The sequence below is a fragment of the Lacrimispora indolis DSM 755 genome (genome assembly GCF_000526995.1).
Taxonomy (GTDB): Bacteria; Bacillota; Clostridia; order Lachnospirales; family Lachnospiraceae; genus Lacrimispora; species Lacrimispora indolis.
Genome location: NZ_AZUI01000001.1, coordinates 1,028,323 through 1,053,276, shown reverse-complemented (window position 1 = coordinate 1,053,276; position 24,954 = coordinate 1,028,323). Strand labels below are relative to the sequence as shown.

18 protein-coding genes are annotated in these 24,954 nt (G+C 46.3%); 14 read left to right on the top strand and 4 right to left on the bottom strand.

Annotated features, from left to right (window positions below; translation table 11 throughout):
* The 11 genes from K401_RS0105105 to K401_RS0105050 all read left to right on the top strand — a co-directional run bounded on the left by K401_RS0105105 (window position 1) and on the right by K401_RS0105050 (window position 14,294).
* Window positions 1–822 (top strand): carbohydrate ABC transporter permease, encoded by an 822-nt coding sequence (locus tag K401_RS0105105; protein ID WP_024291944.1) that lies wholly within the window; start codon window positions 1–3, stop codon window positions 820–822.
* Between the two features lie 19 nt (window positions 823–841).
* Entirely contained in the window at window positions 842–3,373 is a 2,532-nt protein-coding gene (locus K401_RS0105100; RefSeq protein WP_024291943.1) for a hypothetical protein, read from the top strand.
* Window positions 3,366–4,445, top strand: coding sequence for a glycoside hydrolase family 88/105 protein (locus K401_RS0105095; protein ID WP_024291942.1), 1,080 nt, complete (start codon window positions 3,366–3,368; stop codon window positions 4,443–4,445). Before K401_RS0105100 ends, K401_RS0105095 begins: the two co-directional genes overlap by 8 nt.
* Before the next feature lie 36 nt (window positions 4,446–4,481).
* Window positions 4,482–5,390: an AraC family transcriptional regulator gene (locus tag K401_RS0105090; RefSeq protein WP_024291941.1), complete on the top strand. Its 909-nt coding sequence runs from the start codon at window positions 4,482–4,484 to the stop codon at window positions 5,388–5,390.
* A 104-nt stretch (window positions 5,391–5,494) separates the two neighbouring features.
* On the top strand, window positions 5,495–6,757 hold the full coding sequence (locus K401_RS0105085) for an ABC transporter substrate-binding protein (protein ID WP_024291940.1): 1,263 nt from the start codon (window positions 5,495–5,497) through the stop codon (window positions 6,755–6,757).
* Between the two features lie 206 nt (window positions 6,758–6,963).
* Window positions 6,964–7,383: a 30S ribosomal protein S12 gene (rpsL, locus tag K401_RS0105075; RefSeq protein WP_013274356.1), complete on the top strand. Its 420-nt coding sequence runs from the start codon at window positions 6,964–6,966 to the stop codon at window positions 7,381–7,383.
* 178 nt (window positions 7,384–7,561) lie between these two features.
* Window positions 7,562–8,032, top strand: coding sequence for a 30S ribosomal protein S7 (rpsG, locus tag K401_RS0105070; RefSeq protein WP_013274355.1), 471 nt, complete (start codon window positions 7,562–7,564; stop codon window positions 8,030–8,032).
* A gap of 15 nt (window positions 8,033–8,047) precedes the next feature.
* Window positions 8,048–10,168: an elongation factor G gene (gene fusA, locus K401_RS0105065; protein ID WP_024291939.1), complete on the top strand. Its 2,121-nt coding sequence runs from the start codon at window positions 8,048–8,050 to the stop codon at window positions 10,166–10,168.
* A gap of 154 nt (window positions 10,169–10,322) precedes the next feature.
* Complete coding sequence (gene tuf / locus K401_RS0105060; RefSeq protein ID WP_024291938.1) at window positions 10,323–11,516, top strand: elongation factor Tu; 1,194 nt, start codon at window positions 10,323–10,325, stop codon at window positions 11,514–11,516.
* A gap of 300 nt (window positions 11,517–11,816) precedes the next feature.
* Entirely contained in the window at window positions 11,817–12,221 is a 405-nt protein-coding gene (locus K401_RS0105055) for an HIT domain-containing protein (protein ID WP_024291937.1), read from the top strand.
* Window positions 12,222–12,404: 183 nt separating this feature from the next.
* Entirely contained in the window at window positions 12,405–14,294 is a 1,890-nt protein-coding gene (locus K401_RS0105050) for an LTA synthase family protein (RefSeq protein ID WP_438830315.1), read from the top strand.
* 98 nt (window positions 14,295–14,392) lie between these two features.
* Here the strand turns inward: K401_RS0105050 and K401_RS0105045 are convergent, their stop codons facing one another.
* From K401_RS0105045 to K401_RS0105030, 4 genes are all read right to left on the bottom strand, one after another.
* Entirely contained in the window at window positions 14,393–15,769 is a 1,377-nt protein-coding gene (locus K401_RS0105045) for an MATE family efflux transporter (protein WP_024291935.1), read from the bottom strand.
* A complete protein-coding gene (locus K401_RS0105040) occupies window positions 15,769–17,553 on the bottom strand; it encodes an ABC transporter ATP-binding protein (protein WP_024291934.1) in 1,785 nt (594 codons plus the stop codon). Before K401_RS0105040 ends, K401_RS0105045 begins: the two co-directional genes overlap by 1 nt.
* Window positions 17,550–19,301 (bottom strand): ABC transporter ATP-binding protein, encoded by a 1,752-nt coding sequence (locus K401_RS0105035; protein WP_024291933.1) that lies wholly within the window; start codon window positions 19,299–19,301, stop codon window positions 17,550–17,552. The genes K401_RS0105040 and K401_RS0105035 overlap by 4 nt, the downstream gene beginning before the upstream one ends.
* An 89-nt stretch (window positions 19,302–19,390) precedes the next feature.
* Window positions 19,391–20,002: a TetR/AcrR family transcriptional regulator gene (locus tag K401_RS0105030; protein WP_027352184.1), complete on the bottom strand. Its 612-nt coding sequence runs from the start codon at window positions 20,000–20,002 to the stop codon at window positions 19,391–19,393.
* Between the two features lie 300 nt (window positions 20,003–20,302).
* Here K401_RS0105030 and K401_RS32740 point away from each other — a divergent pair, with 300 nt between their 5' ends.
* The 3 genes from K401_RS32740 (at window position 20,303) to nikA (ending at window position 24,924) form a co-directional block, all read left to right on the top strand.
* A complete protein-coding gene (locus tag K401_RS32740) occupies window positions 20,303–21,997 on the top strand; it encodes a DUF5722 domain-containing protein (RefSeq protein WP_024291932.1) in 1,695 nt (564 codons plus the stop codon).
* A 302-nt stretch (window positions 21,998–22,299) separates the two neighbouring features.
* Window positions 22,300–23,199, top strand: a complete 900-nt coding sequence (locus tag K401_RS0105015) for a LysR family transcriptional regulator (protein WP_024291931.1) — start codon at window positions 22,300–22,302, stop codon at window positions 23,197–23,199.
* Window positions 23,200–23,307: 108 nt separating this feature from the next.
* A complete protein-coding gene (nikA, locus tag K401_RS0105010) occupies window positions 23,308–24,924 on the top strand; it encodes a nickel ABC transporter substrate-binding protein (protein ID WP_024291930.1) in 1,617 nt (538 codons plus the stop codon).
* Window positions 24,925–24,954 lie beyond the last annotated feature (30 nt).

Here is a 24,954-nt window from a genome sequence, read left to right as displayed (position 1 = left end):
ATGAAGAAAAGACTTTCAGAAGGGATCACATGGGTGCTTTTACTGGTTCTCACCTTCCTGTTTCTCATGCCCGTTGTCTGGGTCATCTGCTCTTCCTTTAAAAGTACAGGAGAATTGTTTTCCTGGCCGCCCAGCTTATTTGGCAGGAGCCCTTCCCTTAATAATTACCGGAGAGCTTTGGAGGAAGGCCGTTTCGGGGTTTATTTTTTAAATACAGTGTTTACCAGTCTGGTTGCCACATGCCTGACCATTGTGGTCAATGTGATGTCCGGCTATGCCTTTGCCAAGTATCATTTTAAGGGAGAAAAACTGCTTTTCGGCATTGTGCTGGCAACCTTGATGGTGCCCTTAGAAGTCATCATGATCCCGATTTTTAAGGTGATCGTGGCTGTGAACCTTTATAACAGCTTATGGGGGCTGATCATTCCTGCAGTGGCGTCGCCCACGGCAGTGTTTCTTGTAAGGCAGTATTATGTGGGGATCCCTGATGCCTATATGGAAGCTGCCAGGATCGACGGTGCTTCTGAGCTGAATATTTTAATGAGGGTCATGCTGCCTCTTGCAAAGCCGGTCATTTCCGTGCTATGTATTTTCTCCTTTATGTGGAGATGGAATGATTATCTCTGGCCCAAACTGGTGATCAACAGCAAGGAACGTTACACCATTCAGCTGGCTCTGGCAAATTATTCAGGGGAATATTCCGTGGATTGGAACAGTCTGCTTGCCATGTCAGTGGTATCCATGATTCCGGTCATTATTGTATTTATTACGTTGCAGAAATATATCATCGGCGGTATGACGGCCGGCGGAGTAAAAGAATAAATGGAGAGGAAGTAAAGACATGAAATATCTGGAATATCCACTGTTTGCGGAAGGGTTTGTAAACCGTTTTTTAATTACCGGTGTATACACCCAGGTCCGGCAGTTTACGAAAACCACCTTAAGCGGCCGGGTAAACGAATGGTTAAAGAAGGGGTTTGCCATTCACGAAAATCCATGCAGAAAAGAATTTGTGGCAAAGAGAAAGGAAGAGCTGCCGCCATGTCCGGACTTTAGCGGAATCAACCATGGGGATGCTGTCACCGTATTTGATCAGACAAGTCCCATGAAGCTGTATTTTCCATTTGGCAATACCGGAGTGGATGCTTCCGGGTTTTATTATCAGCCTACTTATCTGCGGATGTATGGTTATACAGAGCTTTGGGCAGAAAAAGAGGAATCTGTGGTCTTTGAACTGGAGACGTGCGGAGGCCTGACTTTGTGGGTCAATGACCGGCTGGTTACGGATTTTACCCCATTTACACGAAATCTGGTAAAGAAGACTGTAGTGTCCGTACCGCTTTTGCAGGGGCAAAATAAGGTGGTCGTCTGCCTGGATGATCTGGCTGAAAGGGATACGGATTATTACTTCCGCATGAAGCGGCTGGGAGATGGGGACTTAAAGATTATGCTTCCTGTCAGCGATGAGATCGAGGAAAGGGTGCTCGCCGGGTTGGAGCGGATGTTGGAGGCCATGAGCTTTGACAAGGAAGCCTATATCAGCGAGTCCCTGAAAATGAACCTGACCAACCCCTTTGATTCTCCTCTGGAGCTTGATGTGATCATAACTCCAGGCGAATTTATTGAGAAGATGCAGGAAGCCTGGAAGATGATAACAACAAAGCATTACTCCATGGAGCCGGGTCAGAAGGGCCTTTATTTATTGGAGACGGATGAGCTGCCGCCGGGATATTATTATTTTACGGTATCCCTTACCTATATGGGGATCTCTGTGAAGCGGAAGATTGGAAACCAGCTGGTGAGAAAGGAGTTTCTGGCATATCACGGCTCCGATGGAAAGGCCAGAAAACGTCTTGCCCTGGAAACCATAATCCGGTTTGCTCCCGAAAATACCTATAAGGCGGCTGCATTGTTCCAGGCTGAAAGAGAATATCAAAGGGCGGAAGACATCCTGCTTGAGGAACTGGAAGGAGTCAGAAGCAGGAAAGACTGTTCTGATTTCCATTTTATCATCATGCTTTACATCTACGGTGTTTTCCGTGACCGGATATCGGACACCTTAAAAACAGCCCTGGAAGACGCCATGGTCCATTACAGGTACTGGATCGATGAGCCGGGGGATGATGTGATGTGGTTTTTCAGTGAAAATCACGCCCTCCTGTTTCACTGCTGCCAGTATCTGGCCGGTTCCTACTTACCGGACCGCATCTTTACCAACAGCGGCCGGACCGGGGCCCAAGCAAAAGAACGGGGGGAGGAACTGCTTCATCAGTGGTTTGATGAATTCTTCCGGGAGTTCATAACAGAATGGAACTCCAATGCCTACATTCCCGTTGATGTACTGGGAATCGGTACCCTTTATAATCTGACGGATAAGGAAAGCTCTCTTCATAAAAAGGCGAAAAAAGCTCTTGATATGATCTTCTTCTCTCTTGCCATAAATGCCCATAAGGGAGCCGTCATGACCAGCTTTGGGCGAACCTATGAGAAAGAAATGAAAGGGAATTATAATGCAGGAACCACCTCTCTTTTGTATATTGCATACAATGCGGGATATTTAAACAGAGCCTGTATTGGTTACATATCATTGGTTCTGGGGGATTATGAAGCTCCAAAAGAGTACAGGCACTATGGGGTGATAGAAAAAGGCCGGGAGATGATATTTGAAAATACCCAGGGATTTGAAGGCCATGTAAATCTTTATCTGTATAAGGACAGCTGCGGGCTTTTGTCCACGGCTGTGGGGTTTAAGCCTTTCAAAAAGGGGTATCAGGAACATATCATGCAGGCAACGATCGACGGGGTAGCCCAGGCTTTCATCAATCATCCGGGAGAATCCTTTTCTTACGGAAGCGGAAGGCCTAATTTCTGGGCAGGCAACGGGGTGCTTCCTTTAGGAGTCCAGTATGGGGACACGGGAATATTAAGATACCATATTGGGGAGGAGGAAAGAATTGATTACACCCATGCTTATATCCCCATCAGTGCATTTTCCCGCTATAAGGGAGAAGGAGGCGTGCTTGTGCTGGAAAAGGACGGGGCTTATCTGGCGGTGAAAGCTCTGGGGGGACTGATCATGCAGGAAGAAGGCCCCAACCGGTTCCGCGAGTTCATCAGCATGGGCAGGGATAATGTATGGGTAGTGAGAGTTGGCAGCCTGGAGGAATACGGAAACCTGGATAACGTCTTTCACGCCTTCCAGAAGATTGAGATCACTTTGGAAGACGAGAAGACCACGGTATCCGATGACAGAGGAGATATCTATCTGGTTGATGAAGAATTCCTCTTAAGGGTAAATGGAAAAACGGTATATGACTATCCCCTGGCAGTGGAAGGAAAAATAACATTAAGGGAGAAAATAAGACGTGGTTGACAAAAGGGTGATTGATGAAAAGTTAAATCTTGTATCCCAAAAGATGATGGTACTTAAGAATAATGGGATGAAGGAGAAATATCCCATCAGCCTCATTGATATCAATTGCTGGGAGTGGCCTCAGGGAGTGGGACTTTTTGGGCTTTATAAATATTATGAAGTCACCGGAAAGGAGGAGATACTGGATTTTCTGGTCAAATGGTATGACAAGAGGCTGGAAGAGGGGATTCTGGAACGGAATGTGAATACCACCTCCCCCATGGTGACCCTTACTTATCTTTATGAGAGAACGGGGAAAGACAAGTACCTGGCTTTCATTCAGGACTGGGCGGACTGGATCATGAAGGATAAAAAGCTGATCCGGACAGGTGACGGCTGCTTTCAGCACATGATCACAGGTGATCCCAATGATGATGAGATACTCATTGATACCCTGTTTATGGCGGTACTGTTTTTAGCCCGGGCCGGTAAGCTTTTAAACCGCCGGGACTATATGGAAGAGGCCGGTTATCAGATCTTAAACCACATAAAATATCTTCTCAATAAGAAAGAAGGACTTTTTTACCATGGCTTTAATTTTAAGAGAAGAGATAATTACGGAGGCATTTTATGGGGAAGAGGAAACTGCTGGTATACCATTGTTATCATGGAGCTTATGGATGAGATGGAGCTTGACGGAGGGCTGAAGCGTTATTTCCTCAATGTCTATGAAAACCAGGTCATGGCGCTGAAGCAGTACGCGGATCCGGATAAGGGGCTGTGGCATACTGTCATTAACAGTCCGTCCTCTTACATTGAATTATCTGCAAGCGCTGCCTTTCTTTATGGCATCATGAAGGGTGTCCGGCTGGGGATTTTAAACGGGGAGGAGTTTGGAGCACTGATTGAGAAAGCAATGGAAAGCCTTATGGATTATATAGAAGCGGATGGGACCGTATCAAATGTATCCTATGGCACTCCCATTGGAATGGATGAAGATTTTTATAAAACGATTCCATGCTGCCCCATGACCTATGGGCAGGCTCTAATGATACTGGCACTTCAGGAGGCGCTTCAGCCGTATTGGAAATAGAAGCTTCATATGCCTTAGAAAGGATTGGTTGCGGAAATGAAAGAACGGGTATTCTTTGAAGAATTTGAATCATTGTACTATTTTCATGGAAGTTCCGAAAACTGGGCCATGCAGGGCTTCCATTTTCACAACCAGTATGAAATCATCCTCTTCCTTACGGACGGGGCATTGATGGAAATCGGAAACCGTACTTATCACGTAAATGCAGGGGACTTGTTTTTTATTAACAACAAGGAGTATCACAGGACCAGCGGTGCGGAAGGAAAGGCCCACAACCGCTATGTCCTCATGTTTGAGCCTGAGCTTCTTGTGAACATGGCAGCGGCTTTTCACTACGATTTCTCCGTGTTTTTTGAAAACCGGCCGGAGCAGTTTATTCACAGACTGCACCTTTCAGGGGAAAAGCTTGAAAAGGTGGAAAAGCTGTTTGGAAAGATAGAAGGGAATATTAATTCCGACCATAAAAACAGCGCAGAATCCTCGGTTAAGCTTAAGCTCTCTATTCTGGAAGCAATCACTGCCATTAATGAAATGTACCGGTTTTTTATAGAAGAGGAGAAGAACAATAAGGGCCTGGATGAAAAGAGGAAGCAGGAATTTCAGGATCCCATTTTATACAGGGAAAGGATCGAGCAGCTGAAAAAGTATATAGCGGCCCATGTGGAGGAGAGGCTGGATCTGGATGAAATTTCCCGGAAGTTTTATATGAACCGCTATTATCTGAGTCATTATTTTAAAAAGGAAACAGGCTTTACTCTCATGCAGTATGTGGCAAATCAGAAAATTATAGCGGCAAAAGCCCTGTTAAAGGAAGGAAACTCGGTGACGGATGTGGCCTTAAAGCTTTCCTATAACAGTGACAGCCATTTTATTGCAGTTTTTAAAAAGCTGACCGGAATTACGCCGAAAAAATACGCGCAGTCCGGTAAGAGAAACCATGCATGATTTCCTGTACCGGATATACGGCCTTTTATACAGGCAGGCTGATGGAATGGGAATGTTAAATATGCCCGTAAGGCGGGCGAAAAATGAAAAAGGAGAGGTTATTTATGAAAAAAGCGGTATCATTGGTGTTGGCAGGGGCACTGGCACTGGGGGCGCTGACAGGCTGCTCTGCAGGGGGGAAAAAGGCGGACAATGAAGTGAAAACACTGGATGTGGTATGGTTCAGCGACGGAAAGGAGGGAGAATCCTTCCTGGGGCTGGCAGATCAGTACATGTCAGAGCATCCCAACATTAAAATTGAACTGATTGAGGTTCCCTATGCTGATCTGGAGAGCAAAATAAAAAATATGCTAAATGGCAAAGAAGCTCCTGCACTGGCCAGGCTTACCAATTTAGGACCGTTCCAGAACCAGCTGGTGGACTTAGGACAGTATGTGTCCGATAAGAACACATTTGTAAACAGCTTTGGCGAAGGACTGAAATTTGTTTTTGATGATAAGGTTCTGGCAGCTCCCATGGATGTGACGGCCAATGGACTGATTTATAACAAGACGGCTTTTGAGAAGGCCGGCGTAAAGGTTCCTCAGTCAGAGGATGAGATCTGGACATGGGATGAATGGAAGACTGCCATGAAAACAGTTATGGAAAAAAGTGACTGCAAATACGGTCTTGTATATGACAAGTCGCCTCAGCGTTTTACCACACTGCTTTACGAGGCAGGGGGAAGCCTGTTAAATACGGACTTAAATGCCTCCAATTTTAATACGCCGGAGACCAGAAGGGCTGTAAGCTTTTTTAAAGAACTTCACGACGAAGAGATCATTCCGTCATCAGTGTGGCTTGGTTCTGAGAATCCCAACAATTTATTCCGGACCGGTCAGGTTGCCATGCATTTTTGCGGAAGCTGGATGATTTCAAATTACAAAGACCAGATCACTGATTTTGAATGGGGGGTGACTTATCTTCCAAAGGAAGTGAGACGTTCCTCTGTGCCGGGAGGAAAATATCTGGCAGCATTCCAGAATACTGGAGTGGAAAAAGAGGCTGCCCAATTCATTGAGTGGATTTCAAAAGCAGAAAATAACGCTAAATATTGTAAGGAAAACAGCTACTTATCCCAGGTAAAGGGAAATGAAAGCCTGGATTATGAATACGGAAAAGAATTTTTTGATATTTTTTCAAAAGAACTGGCTGCTACGGATTCCCAGCCTGGAGCAGAATGGGGGTATCAGGCATTTACCGGAGCTGTCCAAAATGATTTAAGAGATAAGCTGATTGAGGTGCTGGCAGGAAAACTGACTGCTGACCAGTATGCAGAGGATATGGATGGACTGATCACCGAAACGCTGAAGGAACTGAATGATTAAATCATTTAATAGACCCGGAACAGGAATGTCCTTAAGAATTCCTGTTCCGGGTTTTAGCAGTGAAATGATCTTATTTAAAAAAATCCTTGACAGAAAAATACAATATGTATATAATAATTAGGCGTGCATTAACGCGTCATGTTTTTGTGCGTAAATTAAGCTGAAGATAACAGCAACCACAGACAATATCACAGGAGGTGAATGGAATGCCAACATTTAACCAGTTAGTAAGAAAGGGTAGACAGACAAGCGCAAAGAAATCCACAGCACCGGCTCTGCAGAAGGGTTACAACTCTTTACAGAAGAAGGCGACTGATATTTCTGCTCCACAGAAAAGAGGCGTTTGTACCGCAGTTAAGACTGCTACACCTAAAAAGCCTAACTCGGCTCTTAGAAAGATCGCCAGAGTACGTCTTTCTAACGGTATCGAAGTAACAAGTTACATCCCAGGAGAAGGTCATAACCTTCAGGAGCATAGCGTTGTTTTAATCCGCGGCGGAAGAGTAAAAGACTTGCCAGGTACCAGATATCATATCGTAAGAGGTACACTGGATACCGCAGGCGTAGCCAACAGAAGACAGGCTCGTTCCAAGTATGGTGCAAAGAGACCGAAAGAGAAAAAATAATTAGAACCACACATTTGAATTTCTAGTGCCGGACTTTAGATATTGAACCTGTAGGTTGCAGGGTTATATAGATAGAAACCGAGCGCGAACGCAACTTGAATGTTTGTGAGTACCTAGGATCTAATGAATAGCCGGTTAGTCTGTAAAGGCTGACGGCCATATTAAGGAGGGAAGTAACGTGCCACGTAAAGGACATACTCAAAAAAGAGACGTATTAGTGGATCCGCTTTACAATAACAAGGTTGTTACAAAGCTGATCAACAATATCATGTATGATGGTAAAAAGGGTGTTGCTCAGAAGATCGTATACGGCGCATTTACCCGTGTAGAAGAAAAGACCGGTAAACCAGCCGTTGAAGTATTCGAAGAGGCGATGAACAACATCATGCCTGTACTTGAAGTAAAGGCAAAACGTATCGGCGGAGCTACCTATCAGGTGCCGATCGAAGTAAGACCGGAGAGAAGACAGACATTAGCCTTAAGATGGATTACTCTGTTCTCTCGTAAGAGAGGCGAAAAGACTCAGGAAGAAAGACTTGCTAATGAGATCATGGATGCTGCCAATAACACTGGTGCTGCTGTAAAGAAGAAAGAAGATATGCACAAGATGGCTGAGGCAAACAAGGCATTCTCTCATTACAGATTCTAATAGGAGGAAAAAGCTTTGGCTGGAAGAGAATATCCATTGGAAAGAACCAGAAATATTGGTATTATGGCCCACATCGATGCAGGTAAAACTACATTGACCGAGCGTATCCTCTATTATACTGGTGTAAACTACAAAATCGGTGATACTCATGAAGGTACTGCCACCATGGACTGGATGGCGCAGGAACAGGAAAGAGGTATCACAATTACTTCAGCTGCCACAACCTGCCACTGGACCATGCATGAAAACAACAAAGTGAAGCCAGGCGCTCCGGAGCATCGTATCAACATCATTGATACTCCAGGACACGTTGACTTTACCGTGGAGGTTGAGCGTTCCTTACGTGTACTGGATGGCGCCGTAGGCGTATTCTGTGCAAAGGGCGGTGTTGAACCACAGTCCGAGAACGTATGGCGTCAGGCTGACACTTACAACGTACCCCGTATGGCATTCATCAACAAGATGGATATCATGGGTGCAAATTTCTATGGCGCTGTTGAGCAGATTAAAACCCGTCTGGGCAAGAATGCAATCTGCATTCAGCTTCCCATCGGTGCAGAGGATGAGTTCAAGGGACTCATTGATCTGTTTGAAATGAAGGCTTATATCTACAACGACGATAAAGGCGATGATGTTACCATCACAGAAGATCTTGGAGACATGAAAGATGACGCCGAGATTTATCGTGCAGAACTGGTAGAGAAAATCAGCGAATTAGATGATGAATTAATGATGAAGTTCCTGGAAGGGGAAGAACCTTCTGTGGAAGAATTAAAGATAGCATTAAGAACAGCAACCTGCGAATGCAAGGCCATTCCTGTATGCTGCGGAAGCGCATACAGAAACAAGGGCGTACAGAAGCTCCTGGATGCGATTCTTGAATACATGCCGGCTCCTACTGACATTCCTTCTATCAAGGGTGTTGATATGGAAGGCAATGAGATCGAAAGGCATTCTTCTGATGAAGAGCCGTTCGCAGCTCTGGCATTTAAGATCATGACAGACCCATTCGTTGGAAAACTGGCATTCTTCCGCGTGTACTCCGGTGTCATGAATTCCGGTTCTTACGTGCTGAATGCAACCAAAGGCAAAAAAGAGCGTGTTGGCCGTATCCTTCAGATGCATGCCAATAAGAGATCTGAGCTGGATAAGGTATATTCCGGTGATATTGCTGCAGCCGTTGGTTTTAAAATAACAACAACAGGTGATACAATTTGTGACGAGCAGCACCCGGTAATTCTGGAATCCATGGAATTCCCGGAGCCGGTTATCGATATCGCTATCGAGCCAAAGACCAAAGCTGGTCAGGGCAAGATGGGCGAGGCTTTAGCAAAGCTTGCAGAAGAAGATCCTACCTTCCGTGCAAAGACCAACCAGGAGACTGGACAGGTTATCATTTCCGGTATGGGAGAGCTTCATTTGGAGATCATTGTAGACCGTCTGCTTCGTGAGTTCAACGTAGAAGCTAACGTTGGTGCTCCTCAGGTTGCTTACAAAGAAACCTTTACAAAAACCGTTGAGGTTGACAGCAAGTATGCGAAGCAGTCCGGCGGACGTGGTCAGTACGGACACTGTAAGGTTCGCTTTGAGCCGATGGATGCCAATGGCGAAGAGCTGTTTAAGTTTGAGTCCGCTGTTGTCGGCGGTGCTATTCCTAAGGAATACATTCCGGCAGTCGGAGAAGGTATTGAAGAAGCTACCAAGTCCGGTATCCTGGGCGGTTTCCCGGTAGTAGGTGTAAAGGCTACCGTATACGATGGTTCCTACCATGAAGTCGATTCCAGTGAGATGGCTTTCCACATTGCAGGTTCCATGGCGTTTAAGGATGCCATGAACAAGGGTGGTTCCATTCTCCTTGAGCCGATCATGAAGGTAGAAGTAACCATGCCGGAAGATTATATGGGCGACGTAATTGGTGATATCAATTCCCGCCGTGGCCGTATTGAAGGCATGGATGATATCGGCGGAGGCAAGATGGTCAAAGCTTTCGTACCGCTTTCAGAGATGTTCGGTTATTCTACAGATTTACGTTCCAGAACACAGGGACGCGGTAACTACTCCATGTTCTTTGAAAAATACGAGCAGGTACCAAAGAATGTACAGGAAAAAGTTCTTGCAGATAAAAAGAGCAAATAATTCCTAACAGGTTCCACTGGGTTTCAGGCGGCCACGACTGCCTGGAATCCATCAAATAGGCTTGAAAATAGTGCACAAATAGCATATAATAAAAAACAGCCTAACATAAAAATTAAAGCTCAAAAAGAGCATAAATTAAGGAGGACGTTATAAAATGGCTAAAGCTAAGTTTGAAAGAAACAAAACCCATTGTAACATCGGTACCATCGGTCACGTTGACCACGGCAAAACTACTTTAACAGCTGCTATCACAAAGACTCTTCATGAAAGATTAGGTACTGGACAGGCAGTAGCTTTCGAGAATATCGATAAGGCTCCGGAAGAGAGAGAGCGTGGTATCACCATTTCCACTTCCCACGTTGAGTATGAGACAGAGAAGAGACACTATGCACACGTTGATTGCCCAGGACATGCTGACTACGTTAAGAACATGATCACTGGTGCTGCACAGATGGACGGCGCTATCTTAGTTGTAGCTGCTACCGATGGTGTTATGGCTCAGACAAGAGAGCACATCCTGCTTTCCCGTCAGGTAGGCGTTCCTTACATCGTTGTATTCATGAACAAGTGCGATATGGTTGACGATGCAGAATTACTTGAATTAGTAGACATGGAAATCCGTGAGCTGTTAAACGAGTATGAATTCCCAGGCGATGATACACCAATCATCCAGGGTTCTGCTTTAAAGGCTCTTGAAGATCCTTCCAGCTCTTGGGGAGACAAGGTTCTTGAGTTAATGAATGCAGTAGATGAGTGGATTCCTGATCCTGTACGTGAAACAGATAAGCCATTCTTAATGCCAATCGAGGACGTTTTCTCTATCACAGGCCGTGGTACTGTTGCTACCGGTAGAGTAGAGCGTGGTACTTTACACGTATCTGATGAAGTTGAAATCGTTGGTATTCATGAAGAAACACGTAAGGTTGTTGTAACCGGTATCGAAATGTTCCGTAAGCTGCTTGACGAAGCTCAGGCTGGTGATAACATCGGTGCATTACTTCGTGGCGTTCAGAGAACTGAAATCGAAAGAGGACAGTGTCTGGTTAAGCCAGGTTCTGTAAAGTGCCACAAGAAGTTTACCGCTCAGGTTTACGTTTTAACAAAAGATGAAGGTGGACGTCATACTCCTTTCTTCAACAACTACAGACCTCAGTTCTATTTCAGAACAACTGACGTTACCGGCGTTTGCGATTTACCAGCCGGCACAGAAATGTGTATGCCTGGCGATAACGTAGAAATGTCTGTAGAGCTGATTCATCCGGTAGCTATGGAGCAGGGTCTTCGTTTCGCTATCCGTGAGGGCGGCCGTACAGTAGGTTCAGGTAGAGTTGTTACTATCGTTGAATAATTAAATATGAAAGCCGAATCCTTTGTTTGCAAAGGGTTCGGCTTTTTAAATTTATAATGATTATAAAACCAGTGCAGAATTTATTCTAATGAATTGCAGATCGGAAATGAATGTGCTATTATTGTGGCATAAAACAAACGTATAAAAGGATGGATTTTCTGTTCCGATTCAGGCTGATCCTTTGTGGGCGGCTCTTCTCTTTGTGATTCTGATATAGCTTATGTGCCAGAAGAAATCCAGCTTAATTCTCAGCAGCTTTTACAGCAGAATAAAATAATAAAAGTGATCAGGGGAAATATCATGAAGGAATGCGTTTTTTGTAAAATTATTAACGGCGATTTGCCAGGCTATAAAATATATGAAGACGAGCACACATTGGCGTTTCTGGATATAGGAAATGATGTGGATGGCCATACGATCGTTATTCCTAAAAAGCATGTTACTAATATTCTTGACTGTGACGATGAGACTCTTGGGTATGTTATGAATGCAATAAAATTTATCTCAAATCATTATACTGTCCATTGCGGATATTCAGGAGTAAACCTGTTAAATGCCAGCGGAACAAGTGCACAGCAGTCTGTATCCCACTTTCATTTTCACATCATTCCAAGAAAAAAAGATGACGGTATTGACGCATGGCCGGATTTTAAAGGAGGGAAGTTTTCCCTGGAAGACATGCACCATGTATTGAAGATCCAGTAAATTGCAGATTTTAAATCATGAATGACCAAGTCCCATACCGTGCCCTCATATTCATGTCTGGCCTGTTATAAAGAAGGCAGGAAAAGCCCTGAATGAGGAAAAGCTGGCACAATGAAGTGGTATTGTCATAAATTGTCTATTGCTGGCGCGGCTGCTTTGTGGTACCATTAATTTATTCTGAAAATGGAAAAAGAGGATGTTTACGTGATAAAAGAACGGCTGCGAAAGTGGTGTAAAACTGCAGGGCTTTTTATGACCACTGCCATCATGCTTTTGATTCCCTGCGTATCTTATATTCTGTTTGAATATGTGACTGGCAATTTGCCTGCGATTCCCCTGTTTATGGCTGCCTTAAATATAGGCTGGATCTACTTGTTGTATCTTGCAGTTTTCGCAGTCAGCGGAAGCACCAGGATCGGCATCCCCCTGACTGCGGTTTTCCTTTACTTAGTTTCTGTTGCGGAATATCTGGTGGCAGGCTTTCGGGGAAGGCCCATTATGATTTGGGACGTTTTGGCGCTGCGGACTGCCATGAGCGTGGCAGGAAATTATGAGTTTGTTTTGACACAGGAAATGTATCTTGCCTGTCTGGGAGTTCAGGCTATCTGTCTCTTTGCCCTTATATTTCCTAAAAGGGTAAGGGGCAGGAAAAAGCGTCTGGTCTTTGCCGGGGGAAGTGCAGGTGTGGTCTTTAGCTTTTGCATGTGGTTTTATACAGCCTTAATTCCCAATAAGGGCCTTGAAATCAATATGTGGGAGGTCAGCGAGACGTATCAGGAATATGGGTATGTCCTTTCAACGGCTGTTTCCCTCAATTATGCGGTACAGAAAAAGCCCAAAGGCTATAGCATTTCAAAGGTAAAACAGATTTATGATTCTATCATAGAGGAGAACCAGGTTCTTCTGGCTTCGGCAGGAGATGTTGATGTGGAGAGCATAGACAGCACAACGCCGGTGAATATCATCTGTATTATGAATGAAAGCCTTTCCGACTTAAAAGTGGCGGGAGACTTTGAGACGAATCAGGAATACTTTCCCTTTTTAAACAGCCTGAAGGAAAATACGGTGAAGGGGAGCCTTTGCGTTCCAGTATTTGGTTCTTTGACCAGCAATTCTGAGTTTGAATTTTTGACGGGAGATTCCATCTCTCTGCTTCAGGCTAACAGCATTGCTTATCAGTTTAATGTCAAGCCAAATACATATAGCCTTGTGAGTACATTAAAATCCCAGGGCTATGAGACGGTTGCAATGCACCCATATCCAAGAGAGAACTGGAACCGGCAGGAGTGCTACCGGAACATGGGGATAGATGAATTTCTGGCAATAGAAGATTATGAAGGCAGCGAGCTGCTTAGAAACTATGTCAGTGACCGGGCAGATTATGAGAAGCTGATAGAAAGGGTGGAGTCCAAGGAAAATCCGGAGGATAAGCTGTTTCTTTTTAATGTGACCATGCAAAACCATGGGGGCTATGAGACCCTGTATGATAATTTTGACCAGGAAGTATGGCTGACCGGGGAGCTGAAAGGAAAATATCCAAAGACTGACCAGTATTTGTCCCTCATGAAGCGGTCAGATGAAGCTCTCGAATATTTAGTTTCTTATTTTGAGCAAAGTTCCGAGCCTACCATGATCGTTCTTTTTGGGGACCATCAGCCCAGTGTGGAAGATGAATTTTTTGATGACATTGCAGGGATGCCCAGCAGTCTTGTGGCCAATAAGGACCGTCTGATGTGGTATCAGACCCCCTTTGTGATCTGGACCAATTATGAGACCCAGGCAGAGGAAAAAGGGAAGCTGGGGGCCATTTACCTGTCCTCAGAGCTGTTAAAAAGGGCCGGGGTTGATATGACTCCTTATCAGCAGTTTCTCCTGAAAATGGAAGAGACCTTTCCTGTGGTACACCCTATCGGGTGCTACAACAAGGAAGGAACCTACTATTCCTGGGAAGCCTTAAAGGAACCGGGAAGTCCGTACCAGGACCTGATTATGGATTATGAATATCTGGTGTACAACCATATTTTTGATGGGAAAAAGTTCAAAGAAATGTTTTCTTTAGAGACCGACAATTAAGCCGGGGTGAGATAATACCGGAAAAATCAGATAAAAAGGCGGCTGGAGCAAAAATGTCCGGCCGCCTTTTAAAGTGGGAAGAATACCTTTCAATGCCCTTAAGCTTCCAGTTCCATTTCCGGCCTGTACCTTAGGCTGTTAAATTCCTTCTTCACAAGAATTACGGTCCACAAAACGATGATTGCGTCAATTGCCAGAGAGCCGTAATATACGCCGCCAACGCCGATCCACCTTGGCAGCAGCATCATCACCGGTACATAGAAAACAAACTGTCTAGCCATGCCGATGATCATAGCGGGCTTGCCTTTGTCCACTGACGGGAATAAGGTCATGGCCATGAAAATAAAGGATAAGGCAGGAAGGATCGCCATATACACCCTGAAATACAGGAAGTGGGCGCTTGTGAACGCCTGCTCTTTGAGCATCATGCCAAGAATCCAGCCCGGTGCGGCAAGTGAGGCAAACCAGAAGGGCAGGGTGAGGATCAGGGCAGCAGCGGCGAAAACTTTATAAGAGCGGATGACCCGGTCATACTGCTTTGCGCCGTAATTGATTCCAATGACAGGCTGTAGAGCCCGCATCAGCCCGAAGATGGGGGTAAGCAGGAACTGGAACACCCGGTAAACCACCCCGTAAAAAGCGATATCCGCCGTTGTTCCGTACCGTGCCAGGGCGTTAAACACCACCAGGCCCTGGATTAAGGACATGACGGACATGATCAGTGAGGACATGCCAAGCCGCAAAACAGAGGTTGTGATTTTCTTGTCACCTTTCAGTGAGAGCAGCTTTGCATGGAAGGTGGCTTTGCCCCGGCCGAAATAAAGCCAGCCCATCACAGTATAAGCCAACATACCCACATTGGTTCCCCAGGCAGCACCCTCCACATCCATATTAAAAATTCCCATGAAGATGTAATTGAAGACGGCATTGACCACAAGACCCACGACCATCATCCATGCAGCTGTTTTCATCCTGCCTTCGGCCCGGATGATCATGTTGCCGGCAAGCCCATAGATCCAGAAGAAGGCGCCCGTGATGCAGATCCTGAAATAGCTGACGCCATAAGCAAGGGCTTCGCCTGTTCCGCCCATCATGACAATGAGAGGCTTTGCAAAAGCAAAGGTCACAAGCATGTACAGAATGGCACATATGACGGATAAACGGTTCACTACTCCCATCAGCCGTTCCTGGGTTTCCTGATCCCTTGCGCCGATGGCTATGCTCAGTACGGAACCGGCTCCCACGCCGATGAGGGAACCGAAGGCAGTGCTGATCTGGGAAAGGGGATAGGCCAGGGAAACCCCGGCGACGGCCGTATCGCCTACGAACTGCCCTACAAAAATGGCATCCAGTACGGTATTAAAACCATAGAATACCATTGCCACCACTGCCGGCCAGGAAAGCTGTACCATAACCTTCCACAGCCCTCCGGTCAGGATAAATTGCTTTTGTCTTTCTTTGATTGTGTCACTCATTATGATTCCTCCCCATTTATTTCTTGAAAGCGGTCTTGTAAATCCCTCCTGCTCCAGCCCCTGCTGTTCTCCCGGGCGGTTAAGAAGTTTTTGTAAATGCCGCCCTTTTCCATCAGTTCCTCATGGGTTCCCTGTTGGGCAATGCGTCCGTCAGCGATTACTAATATCTTATCGGCATGGCGGATGGTATTTAACCGGTGGGCAATCACCAGGAGAGTCTTTCCCGCGCACAGCTCGCTGATGGCCTGCTGGATGTAGCTTTCATTGTCCGCATCCACGCTGGCGGTGGCCTCATCTAAGATCACGATAGGTGCGTCCTTTAAAATGCAGCGGGCAATGGAGATGCGCTGCTTTTCACCCCCTGAAAGGGTTGCGCCGCCTTCGCCCACCACAGTGTCAAAACCATCCGGAAGTGCGGTGATAAAGTCGTAGCAACGGGCTTTTTTCGCCGCCTCAATCACTTCGGCCCGGCTGGCATCCGGCCGCCCCATACTGATGTTGTTGTAGATCGTATCCTGAAACAGGTATACCCTCTGGAATACCATGCTGATATGATCCATCAGGTCGCTTAAGCCTACTTCCCGCACATCCTTGCCTCGGATCAATATCCGCCCGGATTTAATGTCCCAGAAGCGGGTCAGGAGACTTGCTATAGTGGATTTTCCGCCGCCGGAAGGACCGACCAGCGCCAGCATCTGCTCCTTTGATAAGTCAAAGGTGACGTCATGGAGCACTTCCTTTTCGCCATAGGCAAAGCTGACATGCTGAAACTGAATCTCCGGAACATTTCCGGTTTCCGGAATGATGTCTGTACCGTTGTCCGGAAGTTCCGGCTCTGCAAATACCCCTTCAATGCGGTCCATGCAGCTGTTCATGACCGTGAGCCGCGCACTTTGGCCATAGAGAGCCTTCAGTGGGCCGAAAAGATCAAACACAAAAAGCATGATGCCCACGAGGAACGTTACATCCAGCAGGCCGCAGGAATTTAAATAAACGGAAAGGGCAATTATGGCGGTGGCGCCAAATCCGTAGAGGATATTCAGACGGCGCTGCCATGGTGTATGGTTTTCCTCAAACGCAATGCTGGTGCGGCAGGTCTCACGGAAGTTGTCGGTAAGTGCCTTTGATTTTTCTCCTATCAGGTTATAGGCTTTTATGATCCCTATTCCCTCGGTGAAATCCAGAACTGCCTCGGTCAGGCTTTCGCTCTGTTCCTGCCGGATAGCGGAATCCATAAGCGCCTCTTTTTTCAGTCCCTTTGCCGTCAGAAGCAGAAGCAGCACAATTCCAATGGCCGCAAGACCCAGCCATATATTAAACATCAGCATAAATACCAGCATAATGCCCTGGGCAAAGATATAACTCATCATATCTGCCAGCACTGTCATGCAGTTTTCTTCGATAAACACCATGTCAGTGGAAAGAACCGAGCTGATTTTGCCGATATTGCCCTCGGTAAAGTACCCCATGGGCATTTTTCGCAGATGCCTGCCCAGCTCCATGCGTTTCTCTGCAAATACCAGGAATCCTGCCGCCGATTGCAGACGGTCGGCAATGTGATGGAACAGCATTTGAAGCAAAAGGCAGGCTGCCATGGCAAAACCGATCCACAGGCACATTTCTGTGGTAGCCGTACCGTGATAAAAGGCGGCAAGGACGAAAAATCCGAAGCCGATGGGCGCTTTAGCCAGAATTGATTTTAAAAAGGAAAATACAAAGGCCAGCTTGATCCTGCCCTGATAATTTCCTGAAACAGCGAGAATGCGTCTCATTAAAGCGATCATTGAGCATTTCCTCCTTTCGCAGTGGTGACCTTCCACTGGGCGCTGCCCTGGGCGGCCTGCCAGAGTCTTTGGTAGACAGGGCAGCTGTTAAGCAGCTCTTCGTGGGTTCCGGCAGCGGCCAGCCTTCCTGAGTCCAGAACACAGATCTGATCCGCGCCTACTATGGAATGCAGGCGGTGGGCGATAACAATGACGGTTTTCCCCTGAATGACCTGGGCAATAGCCTCATTCATCTTTTCCTCATTTTCAGGATCCATAAAAGCGGTGGCTTCATCCAGAACAATAATGGGTGCATTTTTTAAAATGGCACGGGCCAGTGAGATACGCTGGCGTTCACCTCCGGAAAGCTGCTTTCCGCCGTCACCTGCAATGGTGTGAATGCCGTTTTCCAGCCTGGCCAGAAATTCGCCGCACTGGGCCTTTTCTGCTGCTTCCATCACCTGGGCATCCGTTGCCTCCGGCTTGCCGAGACGAATATTTTCCAAAAGGCTGATGTTAAATAAAAACTGTTCCTGGGCAACATAAGAGATTTCATTATTAAGAGCTTCCAGACTCATGTCCCGGATGTCCTGTTCTCCTATTTTGACAGCACCTCCGGTCACGTCATAAAAATGGACCAGCAGCTTGGCGAGGGTAGACTTGCCGCCGCCGGATTCCCCTACCAAAGCGGTCAGCGTGCCCTCCGGTACATCCAGTGTGATACGGTGCAGAACGTCAGCCTCCTTGTAGGCAAAGCGCACATCCTCAAAACGCACCCCATGGTCCTTTCCGGTAAAGGGCTTATTGGATTGCTGAAGGGGCGGCGCGTTCAGCATCTGCTCCAGGTTGGTGATTTTATGATTGATCTGAGGCAGTGTGGACATAAAGCCAAGGGCTCTGAGAAGGGGGCCTCCCACCCCAAAGGACATACACAAAACCAGGGCCAGATCCGGAAGTGTGGAATATCCCTGAATGACGAAGTAGGAACCTACGGGCAGAACAAAAAGCGCCACGCAGGGCACAAGGCTGGAATAAAGCGCCATCCAGGGCCAGCAGGCCTTATACCATGCCAGGGTGAAATCCCGGTAGCTTTTTACATCTCCCTCAAACCGGTGATAGGACTCCCCATCCCGGTTGAACACCTTGACGACCTCCATGCCGTTTATGTATTCCACAATGGTATTGTTCATCTTCTGTGCCGCAGCATAGTAATTGCCCATATCTTTCATGCCGATCCGGTACATCACCATCATGGCAATCATTCCAAGAGGCAGGGAGCACAGGGCCAGAAGAGCCAGCTTGGGATCCACAAGAAACATTCCGGCAAATACCAGAGCCGGGATGGCCAGGTTTGCAATTCCCTCAGGAAGCGCATGGGCCAGCAAAAGCTCGATGGTTTCGATGTCGTCGATAAACATTTTCTTTATGGCGCCCACTCCCTTTTCCTCAATAGCGCCAAGGGGCTGCTTCTCCAGCTTGCCCTGGAGGGAGATGCGCAGATTTTTCAGCGTGTTGTAGGCTGAATGGTGAGAGAGGGAAAGGCCCCAGATATAGAACAGGGCATACAGCAGTGCGCAGATGGCGATGGCGGCGATGCGCCAGGCCACATACCCGCCCGTGATTTCCTCCCTCATGAGCAGCGGGCGGATGATCTGGTAGATGAACCAAAACGGCAGTACGTTCATGACCATGCCTATGAGCATGGCGGCAATTGCCCGGTAGGTTGTTTTCCGGTAATCACCTGCATATTCCAGCACTTTTTGAAACACGTTCGTTACCTCCTTTATATTTTATATAAGTTAGTTAAAACTAACTAACAGATAAACAGGAACCCCTCCGCAGGAGGGGCTGCGGGGCGTTAAAACCCCAAAACCTGGCGCCAGTTAAACAGGCCGCAGATGAGTTTGTTATGGGATTCTATCTGTTCCCATGTAAAATCGTGGATAAACGGCTCATAAATTGTCGTCCAGAATGCAGAAAGCAGGATATGAAACTCCTCAATGGAGGTGTTTGTGCGGGTCAGCCCCCGTTTTTGTGCTTCCAGGAAATACTCATAAGTCTTTTCAGTCATTTTCTCAACCCAGTCATGCTGAAAGTTGGAATGGGCCGTTCCCTCCGCACATGTTAAGAGCAGAATAAAACCGTCGCGGTATTCATGGAAGAACCGGAAATAATCCAACGTGTTTTCTTCGTCCATATCCCACGCCTTTACCAATGCGTCATCGGACAGGGAGCTGGCTTCTACCTTGCATCGCTGTTCAATAAAATCATCAAGTGCTGCAACCGTCTCCGCCACCACTGCGTTAAACAAGGCTTCCTTTCCTTTGTACCGCTTATACAGGGCACCCGTGGTGATTCCGGCAGCCTCGCAGATTTCCTTTAAGGATGCATTCTGAAACCCATGTGTTAAAAATACTTTTTTTGCGCTGCTTAGAATCCGCGGATCAATGGAACGATCAGGTTTGGACATTTGTCTGTTTTACCTCCTGCTGTTATACTGATAATCTGATTATCGGTAATTCGATTATCAGTTTATCAGGTGATTTATCATATGTCAAGCATTATATACAGAGTTTGGTTACCTTTTTTAGGTTCACATATTCATTTGGCCTTCTTTGAAATATCCCGTATTTGCAGCATTTTAATGCGTTGAAGCGTACGGTCCTTAAGGTTTTTTTACAAATACGTAATAAAAACGTTATTGTAAAAAGCAGGAAAATTGGTTATCATTGTAAAGAACCTGATTAAGACAACATGGAGGGATGCGAAAATGAAGGAAAGAAAAATAGGCAGAACCGTGACCGGATTTTTAACCGCTGCATTTTTATGCTGCGCTTCTGCCTTTGTTTCATTGGCAGATGCAGATACAGCCGCAGACACAGCTGCAGCCGCAGCAGTACAGGCGGCGATTCAGTCCTGCCTGATCAATTCTGATAAGAACAGCGTGACAGTTCAGGCAGAAATCAATGCCGATATGACGGGAACGGATGGCGTCCTCTATCTGGTAGAACTGCAGCCATACCAGAATAATCTGGACGGCAGAACGGATTACGCGGCTTCTTCAGCGCCGGGAGGCAAGGTCAGCTTTACGTTTCCGTTAAACCGCAATACGGCTGAGGACAGACTTTACAGCAAATTCGTCATTGCAGTTTGGGATGGAACGAAATATATTGAAATCAGCAAACCTCATTATATTACAAATCCTGAGATGGTTGCGGCCAACACCCAGCCATTTAATGATCCCCTTACCAAGAAGGGCTTGAATATCCAGCTGAACATGCTGGGAGATGCCTTTGAATTAGGGGTGAAGCACGTTGCAACCAATATTTCTTTCCATCAGATCCTGGGCCAGGGAATTGATTACCAGTACGATGGAAAGACCTACCATTTCGATAAAAATGCCATCACAAGCTACGATGAGACCATCAGCGCACTGTCCGGGAAAGGAATGACGGTAACCGCCATTATTTTAAATGGCTGGAATGATGCCACACCGAACTTAATCTACCCTGGAACAAAGAAAAATGCCAATGCATTTTACTATATGTTCAATCCGGCCACCCAGGAAGGGCTTGACCAGACGAGGGCTATTGCCTCCTTTTTAGCGGAGCGGTACAATGGTTCCAATCCAAACCACGGAAAGATATCCAACTGGATCGTTGGAAATGAGATCAACAACCAGCAGTGGAATTACATGGGAGAAAAGGATATTACCAGCTATGTGCAGGCTTACCAGGATGCCTTCCGGATCTTTTATACAGCCATCAAGAGTACCAGCGCCAATGACAGGGTGTATTATTCCCTGGACTACAACTGGAACAATGAGATCGATAATAAGCTGAAATACGGCGGAAGAGCCATCGTAGATACTTTTAACTCCATTGCCAATGAACAGGGACAGATGGATTGGGGCTTATCCTATCATCCCTATCCCTGCCCCATGACGGAGCCGGAATTCTGGGATGATGACCAGACCGGACTGATCACCAATGATTATAACTCTCCTGTCATTAACTTTAAAAACCTTACCACTCTGACGGATTACATGGCTCAGGATCCATTAAAATCTCCTGCCGGCCATGTGCGTCACATCATTCTGACAGAGCAGGGCTTTACGGCCACCAGCCAGACAAGGGGCAATGTGGCCCAGATTCAGGCAGCTGCTTATGCTTATTCCTATTACATGGTTGACAGCAATCCTTATATTGACGCTTACATCTTAAGCCGCCAGGTGGATGCCCCTCTGGAGGTGAGGAGCGGCTTATCCTTTGGACTTTGGGAATGTAACATGAACAGGGGAGACGATATTGTAGCAACAAAACGCCGTAAGATCTGGCAGGTGTTCCGGGATATTGATAAAAAGAAATATACCCTGGAATCAACGGAATTCGCCAAATCCATCATAGGAATTGAGAAATGGTCTGATGTGGTTCCAAACTTCCGGTGGAGATCATTGGAGAAATAATAGCAGGAATAAAAAAATCATGCCGTAACGGTATGCAGTGAATATCGGCCTTTTAGCATTAAAACCGCCTTTAAAAATATTTTAAAGGCGGTTTTAATGTGTTAAAAACAGGCTGGAAGGGAAGTAACCGTATGAAAGGGATAATTAAATCAGGAAGGCTGAAGAATGCAAAGAAAAATAGGTAAAGTCTAAGAATGATCGGGGGTCTCATCATTGACAAACTGGTATGATTCTAATACAATAATGGTTAGCTTTTACTAACCGATTATAATTGATTTTGTTTTATATGAAAAGGAGAGAGTATGGAATTAAAGCAGCTGGAATATTTTCTTGTGGCTTGTGAACGCGGAAGCCTTAACAAGGCGGCGGAAGCATTATTCACATCCCAGCCGAATGTCAGCAAGGCGATCTCAGCATTGGAAAAGGAACTGGGCTACACGGTATTTGAGCGTACGAGCAAGGGACTTCGCCTGACAGAAAAAGGGAAATCCACGCTTACATACGCACAAAATATTGTAAAGAATCTCTCTGTTATGAAGAGCCTCAATAAATTCAATGCTCCTGCGGCCCTGTCCCTGTCCTCTTACCCCAGCAATATGATTGCTCACATTCTTGTGGACTTGTGCAAGGAGAATGCGGAGCTTGTCATGCGGCACCAGCAGGGATCTGTGGAGGAAATCACAAGTCAGGTGGGGTGCGGGGAGGCTGAGATTGGAATCCTGTATGTGGCGCAAAAGCAGTTACAGGCATTCCGCCACATCATTGCCCATAAAAAGCTGGAATATCAGGAATTGGATATCAAAGAAGCTTGTATCTATGTTGGTCCCCATCATCCCATGTATCAACGGGATTCCATCGATATTTCCGAGCTTGGAAATCTGCGTTTTGTCAGGGGAACACAAGAATATTTTTCCATGGAACATCATCTTGAGCAGGTGAGTCTTGGAACCATCAGCACGGAACAGCTGCATTATGCTGCACTTACCAACAGCGATCACCTGACCATTGACCTCCTGTTGCATACAGACGTATGCAGTCTCAGCATTAACTTTATGTGTTCCAAGTACGAGCAGTATGATATCCGGATGCTGCCAATCCGAAACTGTGAACCCTTTTTGTCCATTGGGTATGTTTACGAGCAGGGGCATGAGCTTTCTCCTATTGCGCGAAAATTTTTACAAAACTTTCAGGCTGCGTTATAACATATTGGAATAACGCAGCCTGCTTTTTTGGTCACTGGTTAGATAAGCCTAACCGATGTATAATATTTCCTGCTAAAACTATTTCAAATGAGACGTGAGGAGAATATTATGAAAAAACATCGTTTTGGAGCCCTGCTCCTGACAGGGGCACTGTTTATATCGCTGATGACTGGCTGCAGCGGCAAGGCTGCGCCTGAAGTTTCAACAAATACCCCCAATGATTCTGTGGTATCGGACGGAAAAAAAGAGGAACTGGTTTTTGTCAATTACCGGGATATCCGTGATTTAAATCCTCACTTGTACGCCGGTGAGATGTATGCACAGGAGATGCTTTATGAAAGTCTTGTAAATATTACGGAGGCTGGTTATGAAGGCTGTCTGGCAGAAAGCTGGGAGATCAGCGAGGATGGAAAGGTTTATACTTTCAAAATCCGGGAGGGTGTAACTTTCTCTGACGGAACGGCCTGTGATGCCAACGCCATTTTAGCAAACTTCAATGCCATTCTTGAAAACAAGGATCGCCATACATGGCTGGAGATGATGAATCTGCTGGTAGGGGTCTCCGCTCCTGATAATAATACTTTTGTGATCCAATTGTCTGAGCCATATTATCCCATGCTTACGGAACTTGGAGTTACCCGTCCCTTTGCCATGATCTCTCCGGCAGCCATGAAGGATGGCAGCACCAAGGACGGTGTGGAAGCCTACATAGGAACAGGGCCTTATGTTCTGAGCGATTTTGTAACCGATGAATACGCAATATTTGAGGCCAATGAGAATTATTGGGGGGAACAGCCTGCCATTAAGAAAATCACGGTCAAGGTGATTCCCGACAACCAGACCCGGATTTTGGCTTTGGAAAAAGGTGAGATCGATTTAATCTTCGGCAAGAACATGATCGATGCCGACGCAGTCAATAAGTATGTGGACAGTGAGAAATTTAAGGTGTCCTTATCTGATCCCACCTCCACCAGACATATCGTTTTAAATACCGCCAACAGCATCTTATCCGACACTGCCGTGCGTCAGGCTTTGCAGCACGCCACCAACCGGCAGGCCATCTCTGACGGTATTTTCTACGGTTTGGAGCAGCCTGCCGACACCCTGTACTCCACCACCATTCCCTATTGTGATGTAAACCTGAAACCCTATGCATATGATACGGAGGCTGCCGGACAAATGCTTACGGATGCAGGCTGGATCCTGGGAACTGATGGCATCCGGGAAAAGGACGGTAAGAAGATGACGCTGGCTCTGCTGTATAACAGTGACAGTGTGACTGAAAAATCCATTGCAGAGTATCTGCAGGCTGAATACGCCAAGCTGGGAATCAAAATTGATATCACCGGCCAGGAGGAGCAGTCCTACCGTGATAACATGAAGGCCGGTCACTTTGACATGGTGTTTAACATCTGCTGGGGCACACCTTATGATCCTCAGTCCTCCCTGGCAGCCATGCGCGCCCCTGTATACGGCGACTACGCTGCTCAGCAAGGTCTTCATGACAAGGCTGAGATTGATGAAGCGATCACCAATATTCTGATTTCTACCGATGAAGAGAAACGGCAGGAGCTGTACAGCTTCGTGCTCACCCGCCTTCACGAGGATGCGGTGTACATTCCTCTGACCTTTGAGTGCAATAAGGCTATTTACCGCACCGATCTGAAGGGGGTAGGCTTCACTCAGACTCAGTATGAGGTTCCTTTCGCAGATATGTATTACTAAAACATGAGAAACAAGGATCACCTTTCTTTT

Coding starts and splice junctions, on each gene's coding strand:
- K401_RS0105105 (WP_024291944.1), top strand. CDS start 1: ATGAAGAAAAGACTTTCAGAAGGGATCACATGGGTGCTTTTACTGGTT.
- K401_RS0105100 (WP_024291943.1), top strand. CDS start 842: ATGAAATATCTGGAATATCCACTGTTTGCGGAAGGGTTTGTAAACCGT.
- K401_RS0105090 (WP_024291941.1), top strand. CDS start 4,482: ATGAAAGAACGGGTATTCTTTGAAGAATTTGAATCATTGTACTATTTT.
- K401_RS0105085 (WP_024291940.1), top strand. CDS start 5,495: ATGAAAAAAGCGGTATCATTGGTGTTGGCAGGGGCACTGGCACTGGGG.
- rpsL (WP_013274356.1), top strand. CDS start 6,964: ATGCCAACATTTAACCAGTTAGTAAGAAAGGGTAGACAGACAAGCGCA.
- tuf (WP_024291938.1), top strand. CDS start 10,323: ATGGCTAAAGCTAAGTTTGAAAGAAACAAAACCCATTGTAACATCGGT.
- K401_RS0105055 (WP_024291937.1), top strand. CDS start 11,817: ATGAAGGAATGCGTTTTTTGTAAAATTATTAACGGCGATTTGCCAGGC.
- K401_RS0105050 (WP_438830315.1), top strand. CDS start 12,405: ATGGAAAAAGAGGATGTTTACGTGATAAAAGAACGGCTGCGAAAGTGG.
- K401_RS0105045 (WP_024291935.1), bottom strand. CDS start 15,769: ATGAGTGACACAATCAAAGAAAGACAAAAGCAATTTATCCTGACCGGA.
- K401_RS0105040 (WP_024291934.1), bottom strand. CDS start 17,553: ATGATCGCTTTAATGAGACGCATTCTCGCTGTTTCAGGAAATTATCAG.
- K401_RS0105030 (WP_027352184.1), bottom strand. CDS start 20,002: ATGTCCAAACCTGATCGTTCCATTGATCCGCGGATTCTAAGCAGCGCA.
- K401_RS32740 (WP_024291932.1), top strand. CDS start 20,303: ATGAAGGAAAGAAAAATAGGCAGAACCGTGACCGGATTTTTAACCGCT.
- K401_RS0105015 (WP_024291931.1), top strand. CDS start 22,300: ATGGAATTAAAGCAGCTGGAATATTTTCTTGTGGCTTGTGAACGCGGA.
- nikA (WP_024291930.1), top strand. CDS start 23,308: ATGAAAAAACATCGTTTTGGAGCCCTGCTCCTGACAGGGGCACTGTTT.